The organism is Bacillus sp. HY001 (assembly GCF_007558965.1).
Lineage (GTDB): Bacteria > Bacillota > Bacilli > Bacillales > Bacillaceae_G > Bacillus_A > Bacillus_A mobilis.
Genome location: NZ_VLTE01000033.1, coordinates 22,571 through 47,387, shown reverse-complemented (window position 1 = coordinate 47,387; position 24,817 = coordinate 22,571). Strand labels below are relative to the sequence as shown.

At 33.8% G+C, this 24,817-nt stretch carries 24 protein-coding genes, 1 pseudogene and 3 riboswitches; of the genes and pseudogenes, 22 read left to right on the top strand and 3 right to left on the bottom strand.

The window, feature by feature from the left end; translation table 11 throughout:
- Positions 1-7 precede the first annotated feature (7 nt).
- From FOT98_RS17960 to FOT98_RS17935, 6 genes are read left to right on the top strand one after another with little or no spacing between them, the layout of a single operon-like run.
- The gene (locus FOT98_RS17960) at positions 8-703 is read left to right on the top strand and encodes a methyltransferase domain-containing protein (protein WP_235608005.1); all 696 of its coding nucleotides are present in this window, start codon (positions 8-10) and stop codon (positions 701-703) included.
- Positions 693-1,928 carry an aminotransferase class III-fold pyridoxal phosphate-dependent enzyme gene (locus tag FOT98_RS17955; RefSeq protein ID WP_063262186.1) on the top strand — a complete coding sequence of 412 codons (1,236 nt, stop codon included), beginning with the start codon at positions 693-695 and terminating at the stop codon, positions 1,926-1,928. Before FOT98_RS17960 ends, FOT98_RS17955 begins: the two co-directional genes overlap by 11 nt.
- Positions 1,925-2,854 (top strand): M50 family metallopeptidase, encoded by a 930-nt coding sequence (locus FOT98_RS17950; protein ID WP_063262185.1) that lies wholly within the window; start codon positions 1,925-1,927, stop codon positions 2,852-2,854. Before FOT98_RS17955 ends, FOT98_RS17950 begins: the two co-directional genes overlap by 4 nt.
- On the top strand, positions 2,851-3,567 hold the full coding sequence (locus FOT98_RS17945; protein WP_063262184.1) for an SDR family oxidoreductase: 717 nt from the start codon (positions 2,851-2,853) through the stop codon (positions 3,565-3,567). Before FOT98_RS17950 ends, FOT98_RS17945 begins: the two co-directional genes overlap by 4 nt.
- A gap of 32 nt (positions 3,568-3,599) precedes the next feature.
- Positions 3,600-4,499: an ABC transporter ATP-binding protein gene (locus tag FOT98_RS17940; protein WP_063262183.1), complete on the top strand. Its 900-nt coding sequence runs from the start codon at positions 3,600-3,602 to the stop codon at positions 4,497-4,499.
- Positions 4,492-5,730: an ABC transporter permease gene (locus tag FOT98_RS17935; RefSeq protein ID WP_063262182.1), complete on the top strand. Its 1,239-nt coding sequence runs from the start codon at positions 4,492-4,494 to the stop codon at positions 5,728-5,730. Before FOT98_RS17940 ends, FOT98_RS17935 begins: the two co-directional genes overlap by 8 nt.
- 369 nt (positions 5,731-6,099) lie before the next feature.
- On the opposite strand, the pseudogene FOT98_RS17925 reads toward FOT98_RS17935, so the two are convergent.
- Positions 6,100-6,417 (bottom strand): annotated as a pseudogene (locus FOT98_RS17925) (toprim domain-containing protein); the annotation flags it as partial.
- 267 nt (positions 6,418-6,684) lie between these two features.
- Positions 6,685-6,794, top strand: a riboswitch (TPP riboswitch).
- 63 nt (positions 6,795-6,857) lie between these two features.
- Here FOT98_RS17925 and thiM point away from each other — a divergent pair.
- From thiM to FOT98_RS17905, 3 genes are all read left to right on the top strand, one after another.
- A complete protein-coding gene (gene thiM / locus FOT98_RS17915; protein WP_116758380.1) occupies positions 6,858-7,673 on the top strand; it encodes a hydroxyethylthiazole kinase in 816 nt (271 codons plus the stop codon).
- 17 nt (positions 7,674-7,690) lie between these two features.
- Positions 7,691-8,350, top strand: a complete 660-nt coding sequence (thiE, locus tag FOT98_RS17910) for a thiamine phosphate synthase (RefSeq protein ID WP_063262179.1) — start codon at positions 7,691-7,693, stop codon at positions 8,348-8,350.
- Positions 8,351-8,421: 71 nt separating this feature from the next.
- The gene (locus FOT98_RS17905; protein ID WP_063262178.1) at positions 8,422-9,357 is read left to right on the top strand and encodes an alpha/beta hydrolase; all 936 of its coding nucleotides are present in this window, start codon (positions 8,422-8,424) and stop codon (positions 9,355-9,357) included.
- 58 nt (positions 9,358-9,415) lie between these two features.
- On the opposite strand, the gene FOT98_RS17900 is transcribed toward FOT98_RS17905, so the two are convergent.
- Positions 9,416-10,729, bottom strand: coding sequence for an anaerobic C4-dicarboxylate transporter family protein (locus FOT98_RS17900; RefSeq protein WP_000498711.1), 1,314 nt, complete (start codon positions 10,727-10,729; stop codon positions 9,416-9,418).
- Positions 10,730-11,012: 283 nt separating this feature from the next.
- Positions 11,013-11,097: riboswitch (cyclic di-GMP riboswitch) on the top strand.
- Between the two features lie 143 nt (positions 11,098-11,240).
- Between FOT98_RS17900 and FOT98_RS17895 the strand changes: the two genes are divergently transcribed.
- The 7 genes from FOT98_RS17895 (at position 11,241) to FOT98_RS17865 (ending at position 18,737) form a co-directional block, all read left to right on the top strand.
- Complete coding sequence (locus FOT98_RS17895; protein ID WP_063262177.1) at positions 11,241-12,983, top strand: methyl-accepting chemotaxis protein; 1,743 nt, start codon at positions 11,241-11,243, stop codon at positions 12,981-12,983.
- Between the two features lie 61 nt (positions 12,984-13,044).
- Positions 13,045-13,146, top strand: a riboswitch (TPP riboswitch).
- Between the two features lie 100 nt (positions 13,147-13,246).
- The gene (locus FOT98_RS17890; RefSeq protein WP_061676686.1) at positions 13,247-13,567 is read left to right on the top strand and encodes an MTH1187 family thiamine-binding protein; all 321 of its coding nucleotides are present in this window, start codon (positions 13,247-13,249) and stop codon (positions 13,565-13,567) included.
- On the top strand, positions 13,539-14,312 hold the full coding sequence (locus FOT98_RS17885; protein ID WP_061676687.1) for an ABC transporter permease: 774 nt from the start codon (positions 13,539-13,541) through the stop codon (positions 14,310-14,312). The genes FOT98_RS17890 and FOT98_RS17885 overlap by 29 nt, the downstream gene beginning before the upstream one ends.
- Complete coding sequence (locus FOT98_RS17880) at positions 14,309-15,307, top strand: ABC transporter substrate-binding protein (protein ID WP_063262176.1); 999 nt, start codon at positions 14,309-14,311, stop codon at positions 15,305-15,307. Before FOT98_RS17885 ends, FOT98_RS17880 begins: the two co-directional genes overlap by 4 nt.
- On the top strand, positions 15,304-16,053 hold the full coding sequence (locus tag FOT98_RS17875) for an ABC transporter ATP-binding protein (protein WP_063262175.1): 750 nt from the start codon (positions 15,304-15,306) through the stop codon (positions 16,051-16,053). Before FOT98_RS17880 ends, FOT98_RS17875 begins: the two co-directional genes overlap by 4 nt.
- A 66-nt stretch (positions 16,054-16,119) precedes the next feature.
- Positions 16,120-16,893, top strand: coding sequence for a hypothetical protein (locus tag FOT98_RS17870; RefSeq protein ID WP_063262174.1), 774 nt, complete (start codon positions 16,120-16,122; stop codon positions 16,891-16,893).
- 305 nt (positions 16,894-17,198) lie between these two features.
- Positions 17,199-18,737, top strand: a complete 1,539-nt coding sequence (locus FOT98_RS17865) for an ABC-F family ATP-binding cassette domain-containing protein (protein ID WP_063262173.1) — start codon at positions 17,199-17,201, stop codon at positions 18,735-18,737.
- Between the two features lie 454 nt (positions 18,738-19,191).
- Here FOT98_RS17865 and FOT98_RS17860 read toward each other — a convergent pair whose 3' ends face one another.
- Positions 19,192-21,216: a glycosyl hydrolase family 18 protein gene (locus FOT98_RS17860; RefSeq protein WP_063262172.1), complete on the bottom strand. Its 2,025-nt coding sequence runs from the start codon at positions 21,214-21,216 to the stop codon at positions 19,192-19,194.
- 370 nt (positions 21,217-21,586) lie between these two features.
- On the opposite strand from FOT98_RS17860, the gene FOT98_RS17855 reads away from it, so the two are divergent.
- From FOT98_RS17855 to FOT98_RS17830, 6 genes are all read left to right on the top strand, one after another.
- On the top strand, positions 21,587-21,958 hold the full coding sequence (locus FOT98_RS17855) for a DnaJ family domain-containing protein (protein WP_063262171.1): 372 nt from the start codon (positions 21,587-21,589) through the stop codon (positions 21,956-21,958).
- Positions 21,959-21,968: 10 nt separating this feature from the next.
- Complete coding sequence (locus FOT98_RS17850; protein ID WP_063262170.1) at positions 21,969-22,283, top strand: thioredoxin family protein; 315 nt, start codon at positions 21,969-21,971, stop codon at positions 22,281-22,283.
- 13 nt (positions 22,284-22,296) lie between these two features.
- Positions 22,297-22,548, top strand: coding sequence for a hypothetical protein (locus tag FOT98_RS17845; protein WP_000394367.1), 252 nt, complete (start codon positions 22,297-22,299; stop codon positions 22,546-22,548).
- 126 nt (positions 22,549-22,674) lie between these two features.
- Entirely contained in the window at positions 22,675-22,818 is a 144-nt protein-coding gene (locus tag FOT98_RS17840; protein WP_000817921.1) for a hypothetical protein, read from the top strand.
- Between the two features lie 80 nt (positions 22,819-22,898).
- Positions 22,899-23,480, top strand: a complete 582-nt coding sequence (locus FOT98_RS17835; RefSeq protein WP_001254436.1) for a TetR/AcrR family transcriptional regulator — start codon at positions 22,899-22,901, stop codon at positions 23,478-23,480.
- Between the two features lie 66 nt (positions 23,481-23,546).
- The gene (locus FOT98_RS17830) at positions 23,547-24,779 is read left to right on the top strand and encodes an MFS transporter (RefSeq protein ID WP_063262169.1); all 1,233 of its coding nucleotides are present in this window, start codon (positions 23,547-23,549) and stop codon (positions 24,777-24,779) included.
- The last annotated feature ends 38 nt before the right edge of the window (positions 24,780-24,817 follow it).

The following is a 24,817-nucleotide window of genomic DNA, read 5'->3' as shown; positions in this document are numbered from 1 at the left end:
GGGGAACGTGGAAATTTCAGATAACATTTATTCAGATTCACATTTTGCTGAATTTTATAACCTTTCGGTAGGTGATAAATTTGAAATAAATGATTTAGATTTTTATAGAGAAAAAATAACTAAACGTGATGTAGTACTGGAAATAGGATCTGGTAACGGAAGGGTATTTAATGTTTTATCTAGAGAAGGTTTCAATATTTATGGTGTTGAACCACAATTGGAAATGATAAAATATATAGACCCTAAATATAGAGAGAAAATTTTTACTATTGGCATTGAGGATTTAGAAACTATTAATAAAAATAATTTCACAAAAATTATTATACCAGCTACAACTGTATCTTTATTTTCAGAAGAACAGTTTAAAAGCTTTTTAATAAAGGCTAAAGGTATTTTGGATAATCATGGGGAGATAATATTTGATTTTCTTAATCATAATTATATCAAAGATAATTATGGAGAAGTTTTGAATTATAAAACAGATGATAGTATGTTTTTTATAAGTAATTCCATTATAGATAATAAGTATGTTTTGAATATTTACATGGAGGGAAATGGTGTGAAAAAGGTAGGGTATTCAGTAAAGTTTTTACATACCATGGAATTCTTTAAGGAAGTTTCTCGAGAACTAAATTATAAATTAAAGTTATTATACAATGGGAAAATGTTGTATTTTTTGGAGCTGAAAAATAATGAAAAATAATACTTATGTTGTTCCAATGGGAAGTATTACTCAAACCACCTTTTATAATATCGAACTTGAGGAAGCTAAAGATAGTTATTTATTTGATACTAATGGAAAAAAATATTTAGACTTAAGAAGTGGTCTATGGAATGTCTCATTAGGATATAATAAAGAGTTATATCAAAGAGTATCATCTCAATTCGATTCGTATTTACAAAAATCATTGCCTTTTTTAGATATCCATGCTTACAACCATCATATTTACAGTGATTATAGTGATGCTTTATTAAATTTTATTAATGAAAAAGATTTTGTATATAATAAAGTCTTTTTTACTAATAGTGGTTCGGAAGGAACAGAATTGGTTACAAAAATTGTAAGGCATTTAAACATGAATGACAAAAAAATAGTTACTTATGATAAAAGTTATCATGGAACATTTTTTGCGGGTATATCAGCTAGTGGATTAGATGATCAGATTACTGAAGAATACAAACCTAAATTAGAAGGGTTTTGGAGTATTAAAACACCTGAAAATCAGGATGATGAAGAAAATGTGCTGAATTTTATAGAAGAAAATCATCAAAATATATCAGCCTTTTTATTTGAGCCCATTATTGGTTCAGGTGGGGTTTTTATTTTTAATAAAAAATTTATTATCGAATTATATAGAACATTAAAAAAATTTGACATATTACTGGTTTTCGATGAGGTTGCAACAGGTTTTTATAGAACAGGTAATCGTTTTTTCTTTAAAGAATTAGGAGTGCAGCCTGATATTTTAATTTTAAGTAAATCTATAAACAATGGAATTCTTCCTTTTGGGGCAGTAATAATTTCAAAAGAAATAGAAGACGCGCTCAAAAATAAACATATAGAGCACTTCTCTACTCAAAATGGTAATTTGCTAGGAGTTTTATCAGCGAAAATGACATTAGATTATATTCTAGAAAATGAACAATTCATTATTAGTAATGTACAAGAAATAGATAATATTGTATCAAATACTCTAAGTAAGCAAAATATCACTTATACGGGTATTGGAGGAATGTTTTCTATCCCTATAAATGATCAAATCAAAACTATAGAATTAGTTAACAAGTTAAAAGAGTTAGGTATCTTAGTATACCATTATATGAATAACGAAGATGATAATGGTATTACATTATTTCCTACGCTTTTAATAAATACTAATGTATTGTCAAAAGCTATGAAAATAATTGCAAAGAGGGTATTAGTTTGAAAGAGGTACATAATTTAAATGTTTGCAATGTAAACCTTGAATACTACATAGAAGATTATGTTTATATATATAACCCTAAAAATGAAAGAATGTTACAAGCAGATCAGAATACATTAGAGTATCTTAAAAGTTATAATATCGAAACAAGTGAAAAAGTTGAAGGGTTAGAAAGATTTTTATTTGGTAATAAAAAATATAACCTTTTAAATTTTAAGTTACTAACTTTAAGTGTAAGCACAAAGAGGTTTGAGACATTATATAAAATAGAAAACATTAAATTTTTTAAATACTTATTCCTATGTTTACTTATAATTTTTGGAACGACTTTTCCTTTTGTTATTAAGGAGGCTTATTCATTTTACAATAGCAACTCAATGAACTTTAATGTGTATTATTTATTGTATATATACATAGCTCAGCTATTTATAATTTCGTTTCATGAATTTTCTCATTATTATACCTATAGAAAGTATATAAATTCTAATAATATGCGTTTTGGAATAATAATTAGATATTTCTTTTTATTGTTATTTTTCACAAATGTTAACTATATGAGAACGCTTGAAAGAAAACAGAAAATATCTATAATGTTATCAGGTATTGTTGGCCAAATGCTTTTAGGAAGCTTATTAGCCATAGTGTATTTCCTTTCAAAATCCGATGTAATATTATATGTATATTTAATAAATTGTATAATTATTTTTATTAATATGATGCCGTTTTTAAAATTAGATGGTTATTGGGTTATAAATCTAATTATAGGTTCAGAAGATTATATGAAAAACTTCAAAAAATTTATATTAAATAGACAAAAGATAAAGTCTTCTGAGTTACTGTTAGGGCTAGTAAATTTTATTCTCATAACAGCAGTTATTTCGAGTGGTGTATATTGGGTATTCGATATTGTAAGGAGAGGAATAAATTGAGTGGTAATATACTGATACTAGGTGCTAATGGATTTATCGGTAAAGATTTACAATTAGAAATTGAAGATACAAAAAATATATACTGTATCGATAAAACTTATAAAGAAAAAAGAATGAAAGATACTAATAAATTCTATTTTAAATTAGATGTTAATCAAGAAGAAGATATTAGATTTTTATCCAATTACTTAGAAGAGAATAATATAACTATAGATTGTATTATCAACTTGATAGGGCTTAATACTTTATCTAATTTTTATAATGTGACAAATGCAGAGTGGGATAAAACATTTGATTTAAATATCAAGTGTTTTGTTTTTTTACTCAAATCCTTATACAGTTCATTTTCACAACGTGTCTCAATAATTAGTGTAGCCTCACAAAATGGTATAGTGGCACATGAGGATAGAATTGCATATGGGGCATCGAAAGCGGCTCTAATTCACTTAACTAAAAATTTAAGTATTGATTTTTTGAAGGATAAAAAGAGAGATATTAAAGTTAATTGTGTGTCACCTTCCTATATTATAAACGATAGTAACGAAAATTTATTGAAATCTTTTGAAGGGGATAAGTTATTAAAAAAGATACCGTATAGAAAATTTGTTGAAATTTCCGATGTTACAAATGTCATTTTATTTTTAATGTCTGATAAGAGCGATGCAATTAGGGGACAAAATATTGTGGTTGACTATGGATATACAATTGTATAAAAAAATCATTTTGGGGATTAAGGGTGTGGATAATGACTTTAATAATTAAAGATTTAACAAAGAAATTTGATGATCATGTCGCGGTAAATAATTTGAATATCGAGATACCGAAGGGTGAAATATTTGGATTCCTGGGTGGGAATGGAGCTGGTAAAACTACTACATTTCGAATGATACTTGGACTATTATCAAAATCAAGCGGATCTATTTCATGGAATGGTAAACCTATAAATTATGATGTTACTGATAAGATTGGCTATTTACCAGAAGAACGTGGTCTTTATGCGAAAATGACTGTCAAAGAACAAGTTAACTTTTTTGCAAAACTAAAGAACATGAAAAGTAAAGATGCAGAAAAGGAGCTTCTATATTGGCTGGAGCGTTTTAATATATCAGAGTATTTGAACAAAAAAGTAGGAGAACTTTCAAAAGGTAATCAACAGAAAATCCAGTTAATAACAGCGATTATACATAAGCCTGAACTTTTGATTTTAGATGAGCCATTTAGCGGTTTAGATCCAGTAAATGTTGAAATGTTAAAAGAAGCTGTTCTTGATATGCAAAAACAAGGTTCGTCAATTCTTTTTAGTTCGCATCGTATGGAACATGTGGAAGAGTTATGCCAACACATTTGTATCATGCATAAAGGAGTACCTGTTGTTCAGGGTGACATTGCTAAAATTAAAAGTGATTTTGGTAAAAAGAATGTTGTAATCGTTGGCGATCATGACTTTGACCATTTGAAAGAAATAAAAGGTGTAGAAAGTATTAAGAAACGTAAGAATGCGGTTACTCTTAAAATTTCGTATGAAGAAGTTTCACATGTTTTATTTAAAGAAATAACGAAGTTAGGGTATGTTAAAAAGTTTGCAGTAGAAGAGCCTACACTAAATGATATCTTTATTGCGAAAGTAGGTGCACAATATGAGTAGTTTCTGGACAATTTTTTTACAAAACTATAAATCTAAGGTGAAATCAAAATCATTTATTGCTATTACAATAATAATTTCTATGTTAATTATAGGATTGATGAATGTTGACAAGATTTATGACTTTTTTGTGGGGAATGGGGAAGAAAACGTTGTTGTTGTTACAGAAAAAGAAGAATTATATACAACAATTCATCAAGTATTTAAAAATGTCGATAGTAAATTACATGTAAAGCACAGTACGGATAAACAAAAGGCAGAATCGGGCGTTAAAAACGGTGAATATACATATGCAATAGTTATAGAGGAATTGGATAATAAACAGCTGAATGCTACGTATATAGCTGAGACAGATGTAAATCAGGAAGATGTTACAAAGGTTCAAACTATTTTATCTCAAATACAATCTTCAAATTTCGCTCAGCAATTGAATCTTTCGCAAAGCAATTTAAAGGTACTAACTACGCCAGTAGAAATACAGACCAAAACAGTTTCAGATAAGATTAAAGATGGAGAGCATAAAGAAAGTGTAGCAATTTTAATTAATGTATTTATTTTCCTTAATTATTTAATGATACTAATGTATGCTGCACAACTAGCTACAGATGTTGCAACTGAGAAATCTTCGCGTGTAATGGAGTTAGTTGTTTCAAGTATATCGCCTACAAAACATTTATTTGCAAAGCTCTTTTCAACATTATTAGCTGGGATTACTCAAATAATAATTTGGGGCTTTGTCGCAACTGTAGGCTATAAAACAGCAATTAATGGATCGAAGAATGATATTTTAAATGGAATTGATTTATATTCATTCGCTCCTACCTTAGTGGTGTATGGGATTATATTCTTCACTTTAGGATTTTTATTATATGGCTCATTATCTTGTCTATTCGGCTCCATTATTAGTCGTATAGAGGAAGCTTCTCAAGCAGTTATGCCGCTGACAATCATGTTACTTGCTGCTTTGTATATCGCACTTTATGGCATTTCAAATCCAAGCAGCTCTTTTATTACCATTACTAGTTATATACCATTCTTCACTCCTATTGTTATGCTCGTACGAATTGGATTCTTGAATATCCCAGTATGGGAAATTGCTCTTGCATTAGTTATTCTATTAACAACAATATTTATAATGATAGGTTTAACGAGCCGTGTTTACCGCGGGGGGGTACTATTATATGGTAAAGGTGCATTCAGTAATATAAAAAAAGCAATCAAGTTAGGAAAGTAATTGTAGTCCCATATGGTGTATTGATAATTGTTAGCTAGGTAGTCAACTTGATTAATTCATCTGAATACTCATTTTCATTTTCAGATTCTTTTAGCTTGGCAGATCTGTCTATTTTGGGTGAGCACACTTTTAGTTCTGAAATTAAAGCGATACGGTTAAAATCATTAATGTTTAACCTCGTACTAGAAGAATTTTTGAAGAGTGTATCTAATACTTTTATTACAGTAAATAAATAAGAGGCACATAATTTAAAGATAAATTATGTGCTTCTTTTTATGTACAATTATAAAAGTATTAGATACCACAGTTAAATTAAGGATGAAAGGTGTTTTAGGATTTATGTGCAATTATATTTTATAGAGATAAATCAGCATCTGTCGCTACAATAATGTCATTTACATCTTTTCTAAGTAGCTGACTTTTTACAGCGTTAAATTGTTTCCCAGTTTGTTTAATAACTGTTAATTTCAAACGCTCAGGTAGCATCGGTAAATCTTCTAAATTCCACTTTTTATATTTCACATCGTAGCTTTCTGGATCTGCTAATGTAACAAGATGACCTAAAGCCCAAGTTACAATATATTTACTACCTTCAAGGTAGCCATTTCCTTTTTTATCGCACTTAAGTACACGCGCAATATCACGTGCAACGGAAGGCTTTTCAGCGATTATAACGCTTTTTGACATATTTAAAACATCCTTTCAAATTTCCATACGTTAACTATAGCATACATCTTCTTGAGATTCAGTTTCGCTCTAGATTTGAACGTTTTTTAGTGGGATAACATCCATTTGAAGGTGAATGATGGCGATAGAACATAATATGCACCATGATGAGACTATGAGAAATAGATATTTATTATGCGTGTTGTTTTATTATTGCTTCTATATGAAATAGAAAAGTAAAGAACTTGTTATTTTACTAGAATAAGAGTAGACTTTGAAGTAGATGAATACTAAACACATGGGAGTTTGTGGATGCAAACTGAGAGTATGACTAATCCGTCATTGACCATTTGAACCTGTTGGATAATGCCAGCGTAGGGAGAGTGTAAAAGCACATGTTCAGGCACTTTGCGTACGCGCAAAGTGCCTTTTTGTGTATCTCCCATCACTATAGTTAGGGGATGAGAAGGATGAATATGAAAGAAATTAGTAAAGTAGTGGATTTGGTGAGAGAATCTAATCCGCTCGTTCATAATATTACAAATGTGGTTGTAACAAACTTTACAGCTAACGGTTTGTTAGCGTTAGGGGCATCGCCTGTAATGGCGTATGCAAAAGAAGAAGTAGCAGAAATGGCTAGCATTGCTGGAGCGTTAGTATTAAATATGGGGACACTTCGTCCTGAAGAAGTAGAAGCGATGTTACTTGCGGGTAAATCAGCAAATGTGAATCATGTACCAGTATTGTTTGATCCAGTTGGTGCAGGAGCAACATCGTATCGAACAGAAGTTGCAAGACATATTCCAGCTGAAATTGATTTAGCGATTATCCGCGGAAATGCAGCTGAAATAGCGAACGTTATTAATGAGAGATGGGAAATTAAAGGAGTAGACGCCGGTGCTGGAAATGGAAATATCGTAAGTATCGCAAGGCAGGCAGCTGATGAATTAAATACAGTTGCGGTGATTACTGGAAAAGAAGATGTTGTTACAGATGGAGAGCGAACGATTCTTATTCGAAATGGTCACTCTATTTTAACGAAAGTTACGGGAACTGGTTGTTTACTAACTTCTGTAATAGGAGCATTTGTAGCAGTAGAAAAGGATTATGTAAAGGCAGCAGTAGCTGCATTAACGTTTTATGGTGTAGCTGCGGAACTGGCAGCTGCTAAGACGGTGGAGCAGGGACCTGGTAGTTTCCAAATTGAATTTTTAAATCAGTTAGCGAATATAACTTCAGATGATATTGAGAAGTATGGGAAGATTGAGCTTATATAGTAAGGAGGGGGAATTAGATGTCACGTATTACAAAGGCTGAAATGTCTAGATTGTTATCAGTATACTTTATTATGGGAAGTAACAATTGTACGAAGAAGCCACTACAAGTGTTGAGAGATGCACTTGAAGGCGGTATAACAATTTTTCAATTCCGTGAAAAGGGGGAAGGGGCTTTAACGGGAGAGAAACGTATTCGTTTCGCAAAAGAACTACAAGTAATTTGTAAGGAGTACGGTGTCCCATTCATTGTAAATGATGATGTGGAACTAGCTATCGAGTTAGATGCAGATGGCGTGCATGTTGGACAAGATGATGAAGGAATTACTTCTGTTCGTGAAAAAATGGGAGATAAAATTGTTGGTGTATCTACACATACAATTGAAGAAGCACACTGGGCAATTGAAAACGGAGCTGATTATTTAGGTGTTGGCCCTATTTTTCCAACGAGTACGAAAAAAGATACGAAAGCAGTTCAAGGAACGAAAGGTTTAGCTCATTTTAGAGAACAAGGAATTACAATACCGATCGTTGGGATTGGTGGCATTACAATTGAAAATACAGCCTCAGTTATAGAAGCAGGTGCGGACGGTGTTTCAGTTATTTCTGCGATTAGTTTAGCGGAATCTGCGTATGAAAGTACGAAGAAGTTAGTAGAGGAAGTAAATAAGAGTTTGTAGAAAAAAGCTATGTAGTATTAAAATGCTACATAGCTTTTTTGGTATTAATAATTAGAAATAGGGGGGATTATTTGAAACGGAATAGGTTTGTAGCGTTGCAAAATGAGTTGTTTCGTTTATTTGAAAAAGGGGAATTTGATGCAATTTATAGATGCATAAGTGAAGCGGAAAGAGAATTTCCTGAAAGAATAGATAAAACGAGTTTTTGGAAAGCTTGTGCATATTCAGTAGAAGGCAAGGATGAAGAGGCGATTGCTATTTTAAATGGGGCTATGCAAAAAGGGATATGGTGGAATCCCCATACACTTATGTATGATGAAGACTTAAAGGGGCTACAAGATAAAGCGGATTTTAAAGTAATAGTAAAAAGGTGTGAAGAAATATTTAAGAAACAGCAGTTAACAGCTAACCCGGAGCTATACAGTTATGGAAATGAAAAAGCAAAAACTGGACTATTTTCTTTACATTGGAGAGGATCAAATATAAATGATTTTGCACCATATTGGTGTGAAGAAAAAATACTAAGTGAGTATATGTTAGGTTTTTCTCAATCCTCGCAAATATATGGAATGAACTCTTATAGCTGGGATAATCATGATATAGCTATAAAAGATGCTATGACAACTTTTAATGAGTTCACAGATAAATATAGATTGGGGGACATCATTATTACAGGAGCTTCTCAAGGTGGGAATATAGCGATAGAGTTAGCGTTAAAGAATATGTTAGGGACTCAAAAATTTATTTCGGTTATACCTGCTATTCGAGATGTAGAAGCGATTGAAAGGATGGTTGCATCAAGCCAAGTAGCAAATGTGAAAGGATATATTATTACGGGAGATAAAGATCCATTTTATGAAAACACACTTCAATTAATGTCTATGTTTGAGAAATATAATGTGGACTGTAAATTAATTGTGAGAGAAGGCTTAGGTCATCTTTTCCCGGAGGACTTCACACAACTATTAAAGAACATAATGGAAGAATGGACGGTTAAAAATATTTAAACAAACGTTTGATTAAAAAAGCACAAACCCTTTAAAACTGTAGGTTTGTGCTTTTTCTTTAAAACATAATTGAAATTAAGAGCATTCCAATTCCGATAGAAGTGAATGTTGCGATTAGGCCTGGAATCATAAAGCTATGATTTAAAACATATTTACCAATGCCAGTTGTACCAGTGCGATCAAAGTTAATGGCAGCAACGATTGTTCCATAGTTTGGAATAAAGAAATATCCATTTACTGCAGGGAACATCGCGATTAGTAGTGCTGGTGGAATACCGAGTGATAATCCAAGAGGCATTAAAGCACGTACTGTTGCGGCTTGGCTATATAGTAAAATAGATAGAATGAATAATGCGATGGCAAATAGCCATGGTGCACTTGTTACTAGGTGCTGAATTGATCCTTGAATCATATTTAAGTTTCCGTTAAAGAAAGTATCTCCCATCCAAGCGATACCGAAAATAGCAACAACTGCTGTTGCCCCCGCTTTAAAGACGTTACCAGACACGATGCTTTCTACATTTGGTTTGCAGAAAATAATAATAAGAGCTGCGATAGTTAACATAACCATTTCAATTGTGTTTGGCATGGAAAGACGAGCTAACTTCCCGTCGACCATCCATCCTGGACGAAGTGCTTCAAATGAACCGAGAAGTACGACAAGGAAAGTTCCTACTAAGAAAAGGATAACGGATAGTTTAGCACCTTTTAAACCAACAAATTCTTTCTTCTCTTCAATTTTAGGAATCATTCCTTCTTTTAATCGCTTCAAGTATTCAGGGTCTTCATTTAATTCTTTCCCCATTTTGCTAGCAACAAATGCAGCTACCATACAAGCGATGAAGGTAGAAGGGATACTTACTTTTAAAATATCTAATAAAGTGATTTTATAGTCAGCTAACATTGCTAAAAGAGCAACTGTTGCAGCTGATATAGGGCTAGCTGTAATTGCTTGTTGGGAAGCGATTACGGCAATTGACATTGGTCGTTCCGGTCTAATCCCAGATTCGCGAGAGACTTCTGCGATAACAGGAAGTACAGAATAAGCAACGTGACCAGTTCCTGCGCACAGTGTAAATAAATAAGTAACAATTGGAGCAAAGAATGTAATGCGCTTTGGATTTTTTCGCAATGCTTTTTCAGCCAGATGAACAAGGTAGTCCATTCCTCCAGCGGCCTGCAGTGCACCGGCAGCTGTAATTACTGCTAAAATCATAAGCATTACATCAATAGGAGGAGCTGTAGGTTGTAAGTGGAAGACGAAAACAAGTATTGCCATACCAACGCCACCCATTACTCCTAGACCAACTCCGCCTAGGCGTGCGCCAATAAAAATGCAGAGTAGTAACGTAAGAAATTGTAGCCAAAACATAATAAACTACCTCCGAAATTCATTAGTTAAGATATATTTAAATAATTTAATTTGAATGAAAATTAAATTAAATACTCAAAACAATCCTTGTGTTATATATATTTTTTATTATATAACACAAGAATTGTAACATTCACGAACTTTGTTAAATTATTTCGAAAAAATAATACGTTGAAACTTTACATTTGCATCTCTAAATAGGTAGACATTTTAATTTTTATGTTGTAATCTTTGATAGAGAATACTTTAATTCTCATAGAACTCCCATATCGTTCAACTCGTTCAGCGAGAAAGGCAAACTAATGGAAACATTAGGACGCAAAACTACAGGAGCTAAGGCCGTAAGGCTATGCTAGCCAGTTACCGGACGGATAGGGTTGGTCTTGACCAATGCTCTTTTCATTGGTCTTTTTTTTGTGTGTAAACAAATGAGGATAATTATCATTTATTAATAAGGTGTATATTTTAATAGCGTTACTTTATAGTAAGTTAATTAAGAAAGGTGATGTTAATGAAAAAATATTGGCACAAGCTATCATTTCTTCAAAAAAATGTATTGCTAACTGTATCAGTTATTTTGACGCTTGTTGGTACTATGGGAGCGTTAAGTTTTAACATGTTTCAAAATAGCATGATGTCTATATTTGAAAGGCATTCTTTTGAAACAGGAGATACGGTATTACATAAATTAGACGCAGAAATATTAAGGGATGTTGCAAAAAATCCAACCGCAGAAAGAGAAAAAAGAGAGAAGTTAACAGAGAAATTAGATGAATCAACGGAAGAATTGAACAGTGTTGGACAAACGTATATTGTTGGAGCGAAAAAAAATGAAAAAGGTGAGCTACAAATCATTGATTTGTCCACAGGTTTAGCAAATGTTGTAGAAGTAAGACCGGGGGAATATTATAAACAACCAGATCTTTGGATGGAAGCATATGATAAAGTAATGAGCACAAAAAAAGCAAACATGACAGTAGTATATGAAGACGCATTGGGATCATGGGTAACGATATTAGAGCCAATTAAAGATGAGAAAGATAATATTGTGGCAATCGTTGCAGCCGATGTAGATGCCTCTATTGTTCCTATGACAAAAGAAAAGTTCATTATACAAGGTTTAATGTTTATTTGTATTTCTGTTTTAATTGCAACGGTTATTCAATTTCTAATCGTACGTAACGCACTTGCTCCATTGCGGGATTTACGTGAAGGATTGCGCAAAGTCGGTGAAGGTGACTTAAGTATTAAATTAGAGGAAAGACCAGATGATATTGGTATTATTAATGCGTATTTTAATAATACCATCGAGAAGTTTAAAGGGATTATAGATAAAGTGAAGCAGACAGCAGAACAGGTTTCCTCATCTTCACAAGAATTGTCAGTGAGTACGAAAGAGAATAGCATGGCAATCCAAGGAATCGTAAGTTCTATAGTTGAGTTAAGGGCTGGTATTCAATTACAAGAAACTGCAGTACCAAAGTATTTAGAGATTATATATGAAATGGAAGATAGGATGGAAGAGATAACTAATACTGCAAAACAAATGGCGAAAGAGTCTGAAGGTACAAAGCATCATTCAGTAAAAGGGAATGGTATTATTGAACAGACGATTAATCAAATGAACATAATACAAAATGCAGTACAAGATTTATCTTCTATTATTTATTCTTTGGAAACAAGATCAAAAGAAATTAGTGAAATTGTAACAGTAATTACTGGTATTTCAAATCAAACGAATTCGCTAGCTCTAAATGCTACTACTATTGAAGCTTCATGTGCTGAGAAAACTGGTGAGGGATTTGTCGTTGTTGCGGATGAAGTGCGTAAATTAGCAGAGCAGACCGCAGCGTCAGCAAAAGATATAGCAAAATTAATAGGGGAAACACAAGCTGGGACGGAAGAAGCTGTTGTTTCAATGCAAAATGTTTTAAAAGAAGTAGAATCTGGAATGAAACTTGTTGAAAGTAGTGGTGCTTTCTTTGATGGAATTTCAAAATCAGCACAATCTGTTACAAATCAAGTTAGAGTTGTTTCTGACAATTCAAGTGATATATTGCAAAATAGCCAAAATATTGTTCGGGTTATAAATGAATTATCACTTATCGCAAATACGTATGCGAATAGTAATAGTAATGTTGAAGAAAGTATGAAAGAACAGGAAATGTCTGTACAGGATATTGCTGAATTAGCTAGCTCTTTAAGCTGGCTTTCACAGGAGTTACAAGAGTTAATAGGGGAATTCAAAAGTTAAATGAAATGATTATACGTGCTTTTGTTTGTTCAATAAAATAAATCATGCTACAATGAAAACGAATTAAGGACCGGGGAGCCAATTGGCTGAGAGGATGTAAACAAACATCGACCCTCAACCTGATCTGGATAATGCCAGCGTAGGGAGTTACTTAAAGTGATGTAGCATATGTTATTCTATAATAACTTGCATACAAGGCTTTCCTACGTAGTAGGAAAGCCTTTTCTTGTTTTAAAATTTAATTTCATAAGGGGGATTTTACTATGTCACAACAAGTTACAATTTCATTTTCAGTAGTACCACAAGCGAAGCACAAAGATGTGTATTCTGTTGTTGATAAAGCAATTGAGGTTGTACAACAATCGGGAGTTCGTTATGAAGTAGGGGCAATGGAAACAACGCTGGAAGGAGAATTAGATGTACTTCTTGATGTCATTAAACGTGCACAACAAGCGTGTGTGGATGCTGGAGCAGAGGAAGTGATTACTTCTATTAAAATCCATTATCGTCCAAGCACTGGTGTAACGATAGATGAAAAGGTTTGGAAGTACCGTGATGAATATGCAAAACCAGAAGCAATCTAAAATAATTACAACTATTTGGCTTATCCTTCTCATTGCGATATGGGAAGGATCTGTTTCATTATTTAAAATTGAACCGTGGATTTTACCGAAGCCTTCTGCCATTGTTCAAGAATTAATTGGAATGAAAGATTTACTATTACCGAATACGATGCAAACGTTACAAGAGGTTCTAATCGGACTGTTTTTTGCGATTTTAATTGGGACAAGTATTGCAATTATTATGGATATTATCCCTTTATTTCGTATTTTAATAAATCCGTTGCTTGTTATTTCGCAAACGATTCCAATCGTTGTACTTGCACCGTTATTTATTATTTGGTTTGGATATGGAATGCTACCGAAAGTAATGGTAGTCATACTCGTTTGTTTCTTCCCGATTGCGCTTAGCATTTTAGAAGGTTTTCAAACGGTAGATAAAAATATGTTGAAGTTGTTGCAAACGATGAAGGCAACGAAATGGCAAGTTTACCAGAAAGTAAAGTTTCCAGCAGTGCTTCCGTACTTTTTCTCAGGGTTAAAAATTGCAGTTACATATAGCGTAATGGGAGCGATTATTGGGGAATGGCTCGGTGCCAGTGAAGGGTTAGGAGTTATGCTTACGCGAGCTACAAAATCCTTTTTAACAGCCCGAGTATTTGGTGTGGCAGCAATTATTGTTATGGTGACATTATGCCTGTATTTTATCGTGGAGTTTATGGCAAGAATAACAGCACCATGGATATATAGAAAGGACGGCAGAAAATGAAAAAAGGTTTAAAAGTTATGTTGGCTGCCTTATTAGCAGTAGGTGTGGCTGGATGTAATCCGGCGAAGAAAGAAGATAGTGCAAGTAAAGATCAAAAAGTAAAAGTAGTATTAGATTGGTTTCCAAATACGAACCATACTGGCTTATATGTAGCGCAAGCGAAAGATTATTATAAAAAGCAAGGCTTAGATGTAGAAATTATTCAGCCTGGTGATAATGTGACAGCGGAGCAAATGATAGCTTCAGGAAAGGCTGACTTCGCAATAAGCGCACAAGAAAATGTAACGTTGGCTCGTGTGGAAGGTATTCCTGTTGTATCTGTCGGAGCGATTATTCAGCATAACACTTCAGCTTTTGCATCGCTTAAGAAAGATAACATGACTTCACCGAAAGATTTTGAAGGTAAACGTTACGGAGGTTGGGGAGGACCAGCAGAAGAAGCAACGTTGAAGACAATTATGGAGAAACATCAAGCTGATTTTAATAAAGTTGAAAAAATCATCTTAGGACAAACCGATTTCTTTAAATCAATCGGCCGTGATGCAGACTTTGAATGGATTTATTACGGATGGGATGGAATTGAAGCGAAGCGCCAAGGAAAAGAGTTAAATACGATTATGGTGAAGGACTTAGATCCAGCGCTTGATTTCTATAGTCCTGTTATGATTACGAGTGAAAAACATACGAAGCAAGATAAAGACTTTGTGAAAAAGTTTATGAGTGCAACGACAGAAGGGTATAATTTTGCAATTAAAGAGCCGAAAGAAGCTGCTGATATTTTAATTAAAGCTGTTCCAGATGTAAATAAAGACTTAGTACAAGAAAGTCAAAAGTGGTTAAGTACGAAGTATCAAGATGATGCAAAAGCATGGGGAGTACAGAAGGAAGAAGTTTGGACGAATTACATGAATTTCTTATATGATAACAAAGTTATTAAGAAGAAGATTGATGTAAAAGATGCCTTTACAAATGAGTTCCTTCCAAGCGAAAAATGAGTGGATTACAAATAAAAGATATTGTGAAATCTTTCGATGGAAAGAATGTATTAGCAAATATTAGTGCTTCTATACGAGAGGGAGAGTTTGTATCCTTTGTAGGACCGAGTGGTTGCGGGAAAAGCACATTATTAAATATGATTGCAAATGTTGAAAATCCAACAAGTGGGGATGTAACGTATAACGATAAACAAATGCAAGAGCAAGATGTTGTAAGTTATATGCCGCAACAGGATTTATTACTGCCGTGGCGATCAGCTTTGCAAAATATAGTTCTTCCATTGGAAATCGAAGGGAAACCGAAAAAACAAAGGCTAACAGAGGGAATGGAAGCATTAAAGCAGTTTGAACTAGATGAATATGCAGACCATTATCCAGATGAATTGTCTGGTGGTATGCGTCAAAGAATTAGTTTTCTGCGCACATATTTATGTGAAAAGCCAATTATGCTACTTGATGAGCCTTTTGGAAAATTAGATGCCTTTACAAAAATGGAAGTACATAGCTGGCTTTTAAACTCTTGGCACCAAGAGAAGCAAACAATCGTTATGGTCACACATGACTTAGATGAGGCAATCTTGCTTTCGGACCGCATATTTATTTTATCTCAAAGACCAGCATCAATAGTTGGTGAGGTACAAGTGAAATTACCTAGGCCGAGAACGATGGATATGTTAACATCACTTGAGTTAAAGAAGGATAAGGAAGAAATTCTGAGAGTATTAGCTCCGTATATGAAAAAATAGAAAAAGCCTTTTAACAGTTATTGGTATAATTACTGTTAAGAGGCTTTTTTATATAGGGGGAGAAAGATGAAATCTATAGAGCAAATAGTTGATTCGTTAACTGCTGATAATCTTGAAGAAGGAAAGTCCTTATTAAAAAATCATATCTTATTAATGAAGTATGGTATGGAACATCATGAATTAAGAGAAGAAGAAATGACAGAAGTTTTAAAGTGGGTGCAAGGCCGGGATCAATTGAGAAAAGATGTTCCAGAATTACGTGATTTACATTTAGTTAAAAAGTTTCAAGCGCTATTAGATGAATTTATTCATTCTATAATTTCAACTGGTTATGTGGAAGATGCGGTAGAAGTTTTAGAGAGTGTATTGAAAAGTATGGGAGCAGTCGCTCATATTGTAAAAATTATGTTTGTTGGCAAAAGAAAAGTTAATAGAAATTCTTTAGAAATGGTAGAAGAGTTAAAACGAGAGTGCTACAACTTAATGGAACAGCGTGCTGCTGTCGGGTTGCATGCTCAAATCTTTCACGTTTTAGGTTTTGTTCATTCCATTCAGTTTGATTTAGAAGAAAGGTCGCAGGAACATGGACGAACTGTAATAGGGTTTTTAACAGATTTTAAAACGAATGAATTGAAGTCTGTACAACAGTTTCAAAACGAAGAACATATTCCAGAAGTGAAAAATATGGTTAGTAAAGAGTATGGGATAGAACTACAAAGAAGAATTTATATGTGGAAATCGTTAACGCTCATCTTTACAAGTCCATATGCATTAGAAAAGATGTATAAAGAAATTTACGCAGAAAATGAAAAAACGGAGAAGGAACAAAAGAAAAAATAGAGAATAGAATATAACAGAGTGGTTTATACTCTTAATATAACAAATGTTAAAGGAGTGAAAGGATAAAATGACTTTATCAACTGTTCTTCAAATGGTTTTAGCTTGATGCGGGAGAAGTCTGCCCATTTTTAACAATTAAGCTAAATTGAAGACAGCAGGTAAAGAACCTTAATCCTTTTTTACGATAATATGTAATGGGTAAGGTGTATTCACCTTACCTATTTTTTATATATACAATTAAATAAGGCTTTATACTGTTGTTCTCTCTATTTAGCTTATGAACTATAAGTAGAGGAGAGAAAAAAATGAGTATATTAACAGTAGAAAATTTAAGTCATTCGTATGGTGAGAAAACCATTTTATATAATGCGTGTTTTCGACTATTAAAGGGCGAGCATGTTGGATTAGTTGGGAAAAATGGAATTGGAAAATCAACATTGTTAAGGATTTTAACAGGAGAACTTATACATGATGACGGAAACATTGAATGGTTCCCACATGTGAAGATAGGTTTTTTACAGCAGCATATGGATTTACAAGAAGGAACAACAATTGAGGGATACTTACAAAGTGCATTTTCTAATCTGTATGCGATTGAGTGTGAAATGTTAAAAATTGCTGAAGAAATGAATGGGGCAGGAGAGATAGAAAAACTGTTAGTAAAGTATGGAGAATTACAAACTATATTGGAAAGTTCTAATTTCTATCAAATTCATACAGAAATTGAAGAAGTAGCAATCGGCTTAGGCTTATTTGAAATAGGTTTGAAAAAGGATGTTTCACAGTTAAGTGGAGGACAGCGAACGAAGTTATTACTTGGGAAGCTCCTTTTAGAAAAAGCTGATGTTTTATTGCTAGATGAGCCAACAAACTATTTAGATACAGCTCATATAGAATGGTTGCAATCGTATTTGAGACTGTATGAAAAAGCTTATGTGATCATTTCACATGACGAAGTATTTTTGAACAGTATTACGAATGTTATTTATCATCTAGAAGAACGGAAAGTGAAGCGGTACGTAGGAAATTATGAAAAATTTGTGCAAAGTTATCAATTACAAAGGAAACAATTACAATCGGCGCATGTGAAACAACAAAAAGAAATTGCTCAGTTAGAAACGTTTATTCAAAAAAATAAAATTCGAAAAGCGAAACAGGCTAAGAGTCGAGAGAAAGTATTAGAGAAAATGCAAAGGATTGAAAAGGTTAATCATGTAACTCGATCCCGTTTTGATTTTACTGTTTATGAGGAGCCAGTAAGTCGTATATTGCAGGCTGAGAAACTAAGGATAGGTTATAGTGATCCGTTATGTCCAGAGTTGAATTTACAAGTGAAAAAGGGAGAAAAGATAGCGATTGTTGGACATAATGGAATCGGAAAAACGACGATGTTAAAAACGTTATTAGGCCAAATAAAGCCGCTAAGTGGTTCAATTTCTGTTGGCGAGCGAGTAAATCCTGCCTATTTTGCACAGGAAGAGTTTGCTTCAGAAACAACACCATTAGAGAAAGTTTGGGCAGAACGACCAGATATGACAAGGAAAGAAGTACGCCAAGCATTAGCAAAGTGTGGTTTGAAAGAAGAGCACGTGTTAAAACCTATTCGTTTATTAAGCGGTGGAGAACAAACGAAAGTGCGTTTATGTGAACTTATCGTAACGAAAAGCAATGTTTTAATTTTAGATGAACCGACTAATCATTTGGATGTAGAAACAAAGAAGTCTTTGCAGGAAGCGTTACAACAATATACAGGAACAGTTTTACTTGTCTCACATGAGCCTTCTTTCTATGAAGCGTGGATCACAAAAGTATGGAATATAGAAGAATGGAACGCTGAACAATAATCACAAAGAAAAGGCATTAGCTTATATAAGCTAATGCCTTTTCTTTGTGATTAACATGATTTTCGAGAACTCTTACATGAGAATTGTATGAAGAAGCACTCTTATGGTGCGCTTATAAGCGTGCTTTTTCTTATGTTATGTTTATATTTAGATGCCTTTCCCTAATAGGCGACTATCTTTTCTTTGTATATATAGATAGTTTAAAGTGGAATGAAAAATAATTCCTATATGTAAAGGATAATGTGATTAGTATAGGAAGACAATAGAACTTAAAGGAAATTCATGTAAAATTCAGATGAACTTCACATGAACTTCATATTAGAAACCAAATATAATTATAATAGGTTATCGTAATATAGATTTGCGATTTTTCATAAAATTAAAAGTTTGAATTTAGGTCAGAGCATTCAAACCTAAATTCAAACTTTAGTGAAATAATTAATGGAGGTTACGTTTAGTTTTCGCTAATAGATGCATTTAAAAGTTCAGCAGGATTGCCTGTTCCTGCTCCTCCGATTGTAATCGATCCACCAGGAGGAATTTCACCATTCCATCCTGCATTCGTAATTACGTAATGATTATTTATTTTACTACTAATTTTAGAATCCCAAACTTGTGTTAAATTGCCGTTATAATCAAATTCTAATTTCCAGTTTTTAATAGGGGTCGTTCCACTATTTTTAATTACAATCGAGAAGTTGTAACCACTTCCCCAATTTGAAGTGACTGAAAAGGTAGCATTCCCATTTCCATCAGGAGGTGTTGTGTTAACGGCATCTGTTTTTACAAGAATAGAAGTAGGCTGTGATTTATTCCCAGCAGCATCCTTTGCTAATACTGAAAAGGTATATTCTGTATTAGGTTTTAAGTTTTTAATTGTAATACTATTTGTTGTTGTACTCCATTTTTCTTCTCCGGCATTAATTTCATATTCCGTAACTCCTACATTATCAGTAGATGCAGTCCAGTTTAATTGAACTGAGTTTGAATTTTTATTTGTAACAGCAATATTTTTTACGTTTGTTGGGGGCTCAGTATCTTTTTGAGCAATAGGTCCACCAAGTAATTCTTTTACTAACGTATCAAGTAATTTTGGTCCACTACAACTATATTTTGGACTTGTACGGCAATCCCCGCTTAGTTCCCAAAACATTGCGCCACTTAAACCCTTTGTCTTTATATAGTCTGTTTTATATTTCATAGATTCGTTGTCATCATAGCTAATAAACGCTCCTGTAGTCGCATTATATAAATAAGGTACTTTTGCTACATCGTTCCATCCGCGAACAAAACCATTTTTATTCACATAATTAGCTGCTAAATCACCGTAATCGTAGACACCTGTGTCACCGGTAGAATAATCATCCCAAGTACCTTTAGAAGCTAGCTTTCCGTCACTACCTGGTTTACAAGGTTGGTATTGCCCATTATTTTCTTTTCCGCAACTTTTCCATCCACGTCCGTAAAAAGGTACACCTAATACGAGTTTATCCGCTGGAACCCCTTCATTTGTATAAATGTCTATCGCACCATCTACGTAAAATTTTGTATCCGCTGCTGGGTCATTTGGATCTTTGTATAGTGCTGCATTATGGTTAGAAGTAGCTTCCCATCCACCGTGGAAATCATATGTCATAATATTAATCCAATCCAGTATTTGAGAGATCTTCTTTAGCTCTGTATGATCCGCATAACGTTGGCTTGCACCTGAAGCGATTGTTAGTAAATATTGTTTCCCATCTTCTGCACTAGCTTTTGTTAATGCATTTCGAACATCTTGAAGGAGTAGGGTGAAGTTTTGTTTATCTTCAGGACGATAACTACCACCAGGAATCGTTTCAACACCCGGGTATTCCCAGTCTAAATCCACGCCATCAAATCCATATTCGCGAAGAAAAGCTACTGTAGATTCAGCGAATACTTTTCTTGTTTTTTCATCAGCGGCCATATCAGAAAAACGGTTAGACCAAGTCCAGCCACCAACTGAAATAATTGTTTTTAAGTGAGGGTACTTAGCTTTTAATCGTTTCAGTTCTCCGAAATTTCCGCAGCGGGCATATTTATCACAATCTTCCCAAGTTGTACCCGATCCTGGATAAGATTTTGTGACATCAGCCCATGGTTCGCCGAGTACGAGAGTGCCATTAGGGACCTCTTTATTTTGCAGTGGTACACCAGATTCTTTACAGTTCCACGTTTGTTTATTTGGATTATCGGGGTGAGTAGAAGGGTTTCCATGTTTTCCATTCCAGCAAATATCAGCGAAAGCATAGTTTAAATGAGTTAGCTTTGATGCATCAATGTCTGCAACTTGATAATTACGTCCGTAAATGCCCCACGAAGGAAAATACCCAACAATTTTTTGACCTTGCTTTGGTGAATCTGCTAATGCGAAATTTGGAGTAATAAAGTTTGTGAGAAAAAGAGGTAAGAAGAGTAGTAGGGATAGTAATAGCAACGTGAATTTTTTTGATTTCATAGTCATTTCTCCTTTCAAAATAAAAAATATATTTAAAGGCATGCGCCAATAAACCAAAATGAATCTAGACGTATTAAAGCTTGATAAAAATGATCAGACATCACGAAGTCTATACAAGGGAGCTGGGGGTGATTAAATCGTAGCAAATGTAAGATTTGGTGTAAACGCTTTATTGGACTCGAAAAGACTTTCTCAATATGAAGTGGCTTTAATACAGATTACACATGAAAATAAAATATTGATTAGGGGGGAAAAGGCTCCTCGTAATTAAATTTGAGAAAAAATTGTATGGGGTCAATTTGTAATAGCGTAGCAAGATGAGAAAATATCATGTAAAATAATAGTAAAAATATGTAAAGGAGCGAATGGTGTGGATGTCTTTTTGAACATTGCTGAAGAAAAAATTCGACAAGCAATACGGAATGGAGACCTTGATCATATTCCGGGAAAAGGAAAACCACTACAATTAGAAGACCTTTCAATGGTACCTCCAGAACTTAGAATGAGTTATAAAATTTTAAAAAATGCGGGCATGATTCCACCAGAAATGGAACTACAAAAAGATATATTAAAAATACAAGACTTAATTGCGTGCTGTTATGATGAAGCAGAGAGAAAAGAATTACAAGAAGAGTTAACAGCAAAAATGCTTCGTTTTCAGCAGGTAATGGAAAAGAGAAAGATTAAAGATAGTTCAGCTTTTCGTATGTATCAGGGTAAAGTATTTCGTAAATTACGCTAAGAGGGATAAGATGAATACATTTGAAACGATCGAAGAATTAGCAACATATATTGAAGAACAACAATTAGTGCTGCTCTTTATTAAAACGGAAAATTGTGGTGTTTGTGATGTTATGCTAAGAAAAGTAAATGGTGTACTAGAGAATTATGAATACGTAGAGAAAGTAGAAATATTACTACAAGACATGCAAGAAATTGCGGGGCGATATGCAGTATTTACAGGGCCAACAGTTTTATTATTTTATAATGGAAAAGAGATCCTTCGTGAATCGCGCTTCATTTCACTTGAAAATCTAGAAAGAACCATTCAATTATTCGAAGATTAAGGGAGGCTTTTATATGGAATTTATTATTGTCATACTATTATTTGTTGTAGTTGGAACGATCGTAACAGCAGTTCGATCAAACAAAAAGAAGGTAAATCTTACGAAACAAAATAACATTCATAATTCATCTAACAACTCATCACCATTATTTTTCTTTGCTGGATCTGATAATGATAGCTCGCATGGAGGATCACATGATTGTGGGGGATCTTTTGGCGGAGATAGCGGAGGTAGCTGCGATGGTGGCGGAGGCGGCGGTGATTGATGAGAATACGCCCTATAACGGGCGTATTTCTTTTTAAACAAACGTTTGATTAGTTGGCTTACATATGCATAACAACAGTTAAACAAACGTTTGATTAATATTTTTAACGTACTAAGGGGAATAGAAATGAAAAGGGAACTGAAAGTGAAAAACAAGGGGAAAGTAGTGTTATTTTTATTAGCTGCGGGAGGCGTAGTTCTTGTTAAATTAGGATTTAAAATTGGAATCATACATATGATTCGAACGTGGTTTGAAAGTACGTTTTCTTAAATAAGGAATATAGCCTCTTGCGATAGAGGTTTTTAATTTGTTATTATTAGACTGAACGGTCGGTTTAAAGAGGTGTGAATATGAGAAGAAGCGCAGAAGAGATAAAGAAAGAAATTGCCTATAAAGCAGAAAGTCTGTTTTCACAGAAGGGCTATGCAGCTACATCTATGGAAGAGATTTGTGAAATTACAGAGAGAAGTAAAGGAAGCATTTATTATCACTTTAAAAGTAAAGAAGAATTATTTTTATTTGTAGTGAAACAGCATACGTATGATTGGCTTGAAAAATGGAATGAAAAAGAGAAGTTGTATAGTACGAATACTGAAAAACTATATGGTCTCGCGGAATATCATGTCGAGGACATACAGCAGCCCATTTCAAATGCAATAGAGGAATTCTCTATGAGCCAAGTTGTAAGTAAAGAGATTTTGGATGAACTATTGGCTTTAACTAGAGAATCATATGTTATGTTTGAGAAACTAATTGAAGCAGGCATACAGTCTGGAGAGTTTCGTGAAGATAATACGCGTGATCTTATGTATATTGTGAATGGATTATTATCGGGGCTTGGAGTACTTTACTACGAGTTAGATTATAAAGAGTTGCAACGTATTTATAAAAAGGCAATAGATGTATTGTTAAAAGGAATGGCAGCTGAATAATAAGTCAGTTGCTTTTCTTACAAAATTAATTAGACCGAACGGTCGGTTTATGAAAGGGGAATGAAAATGAACGCTTTATTTAAAAACCGAGCATTTATGCTCGTTATGGCGTCTGATATTTTACAACAATTTGCAATTTGGATCAGAAATATGGCTCTTTTATATTTCATAATGGAGCGAACGAATAATGATCCAGTTTCAGTTTCTTTGTTATCGGTTATGGAATATGCACCTATTTTTATTTTCTCGTTTATCGGTGGGGCGCTAGCTGATCGCTGGAATCCGAAAAGAACGATGGTTGCTGGAGATGTATTAAGTGTACTGTCTATTGTAGGAATTGTCTTGTTGTTAAAGTTAGATTATTGGCAGGCTATATTTTTTGCAACACTCATTTCCGCGATTGTAGGTCAGTTTTCTCAGCCATCATCTTCGCGTATATTTAAGCGCTACGTAAAAGAAGAACAGGTAGCAAATGCGATTGCATTTAATCAAACATTACAGTCATTATTTCTGATTTTTGGACCAGTAGTAGGATCGCTTGTGTACACACAACTTGGTTTATTTACGTCACTATATAGCTTAATCATTTTATTTTTGTTATCTGCTATTGCTCTTTCGTTTTTACCAAAATGGGTGGAACAAGAGCAAGTGGCGAGAGATTCATTGAAAAATGATATAAAAGAGGGGTGGAAATATGTTCTTCATACGAAAAATTTACGTATGATTACGATCACTTTCACCATTATGGGCTTAGCTGTTGGACTAACAAATCCATTAGAAGTGTTTCTTGTAATAGAACGGCTTGGAATGGAAAAAGAAGCAGTTCAATATTTAGCCGCAGCTGATGGAATCGGTATGTTAGTCGGTGGGATTGTTGCTGCAGTTTTTGCTTCAAAAGTGAATCCGAAAAAGATGTTTGTATTCGGTATGAGCATATTAGCAATATCATTTTTAGTAGAAGGGCTATCTACATCATTTTGGCTTACTAGTTTCATGAGGTTTGGAACAGGTATTTGTTTAGCTTGTGTTAATATCGTTGTCGGTACGCTTATGATTCAACTTGTACCAGAAAATATGATTGGAAGAGTAAATGGAACAATTTTGCCACTGTTTATGGGGGCAATGTTAATTGGAACTTCACTAGCTGGAGGATTGAAGGAGATGACCTCACTAGTTACTGTATTTTGTATAGCAATGTCACTTATTTTATTTGCGATAGGGCCAGTTCTACGCATGCAAATAAATAAAGAAGATGTCGCTAATAAAGAGGAACTAACAAATTCGTTAGCCTCGAAATAACCATTGTAAGGGAGCAGAATTGCTCCCTTTTCTTGTGG

Coding starts and splice junctions, on each gene's coding strand:
- FOT98_RS17955 (WP_063262186.1), top strand. CDS start 693: ATGAAAAATAATACTTATGTTGTTCCAATGGGAAGTATTACTCAAACC.
- FOT98_RS17940 (WP_063262183.1), top strand. CDS start 3,600: ATGACTTTAATAATTAAAGATTTAACAAAGAAATTTGATGATCATGTC.
- FOT98_RS17935 (WP_063262182.1), top strand. CDS start 4,492: ATGAGTAGTTTCTGGACAATTTTTTTACAAAACTATAAATCTAAGGTG.
- thiM (WP_116758380.1), top strand. CDS start 6,858: ATGAGAAGGATGAATATGAAAGAAATTAGTAAAGTAGTGGATTTGGTG.
- thiE (WP_063262179.1), top strand. CDS start 7,691: ATGTCACGTATTACAAAGGCTGAAATGTCTAGATTGTTATCAGTATAC.
- FOT98_RS17900 (WP_000498711.1), bottom strand. CDS start 10,729: ATGTTTTGGCTACAATTTCTTACGTTACTACTCTGCATTTTTATTGGC.
- FOT98_RS17895 (WP_063262177.1), top strand. CDS start 11,241: ATGAAAAAATATTGGCACAAGCTATCATTTCTTCAAAAAAATGTATTG.
- FOT98_RS17890 (WP_061676686.1), top strand. CDS start 13,247: ATGTCACAACAAGTTACAATTTCATTTTCAGTAGTACCACAAGCGAAG.
- FOT98_RS17885 (WP_061676687.1), top strand. CDS start 13,539: ATGAATATGCAAAACCAGAAGCAATCTAAAATAATTACAACTATTTGG.
- FOT98_RS17880 (WP_063262176.1), top strand. CDS start 14,309: ATGAAAAAAGGTTTAAAAGTTATGTTGGCTGCCTTATTAGCAGTAGGT.
- FOT98_RS17875 (WP_063262175.1), top strand. CDS start 15,304: ATGAGTGGATTACAAATAAAAGATATTGTGAAATCTTTCGATGGAAAG.
- FOT98_RS17870 (WP_063262174.1), top strand. CDS start 16,120: ATGAAATCTATAGAGCAAATAGTTGATTCGTTAACTGCTGATAATCTT.
- FOT98_RS17865 (WP_063262173.1), top strand. CDS start 17,199: ATGAGTATATTAACAGTAGAAAATTTAAGTCATTCGTATGGTGAGAAA.
- FOT98_RS17860 (WP_063262172.1), bottom strand. CDS start 21,216: ATGAAATCAAAAAAATTCACGTTGCTATTACTATCCCTACTACTCTTC.
- FOT98_RS17850 (WP_063262170.1), top strand. CDS start 21,969: ATGAATACATTTGAAACGATCGAAGAATTAGCAACATATATTGAAGAA.
- FOT98_RS17845 (WP_000394367.1), top strand. CDS start 22,297: ATGGAATTTATTATTGTCATACTATTATTTGTTGTAGTTGGAACGATC.
- FOT98_RS17840 (WP_000817921.1), top strand. CDS start 22,675: ATGAAAAGGGAACTGAAAGTGAAAAACAAGGGGAAAGTAGTGTTATTT.
- FOT98_RS17835 (WP_001254436.1), top strand. CDS start 22,899: ATGAGAAGAAGCGCAGAAGAGATAAAGAAAGAAATTGCCTATAAAGCA.
- FOT98_RS17830 (WP_063262169.1), top strand. CDS start 23,547: ATGAACGCTTTATTTAAAAACCGAGCATTTATGCTCGTTATGGCGTCT.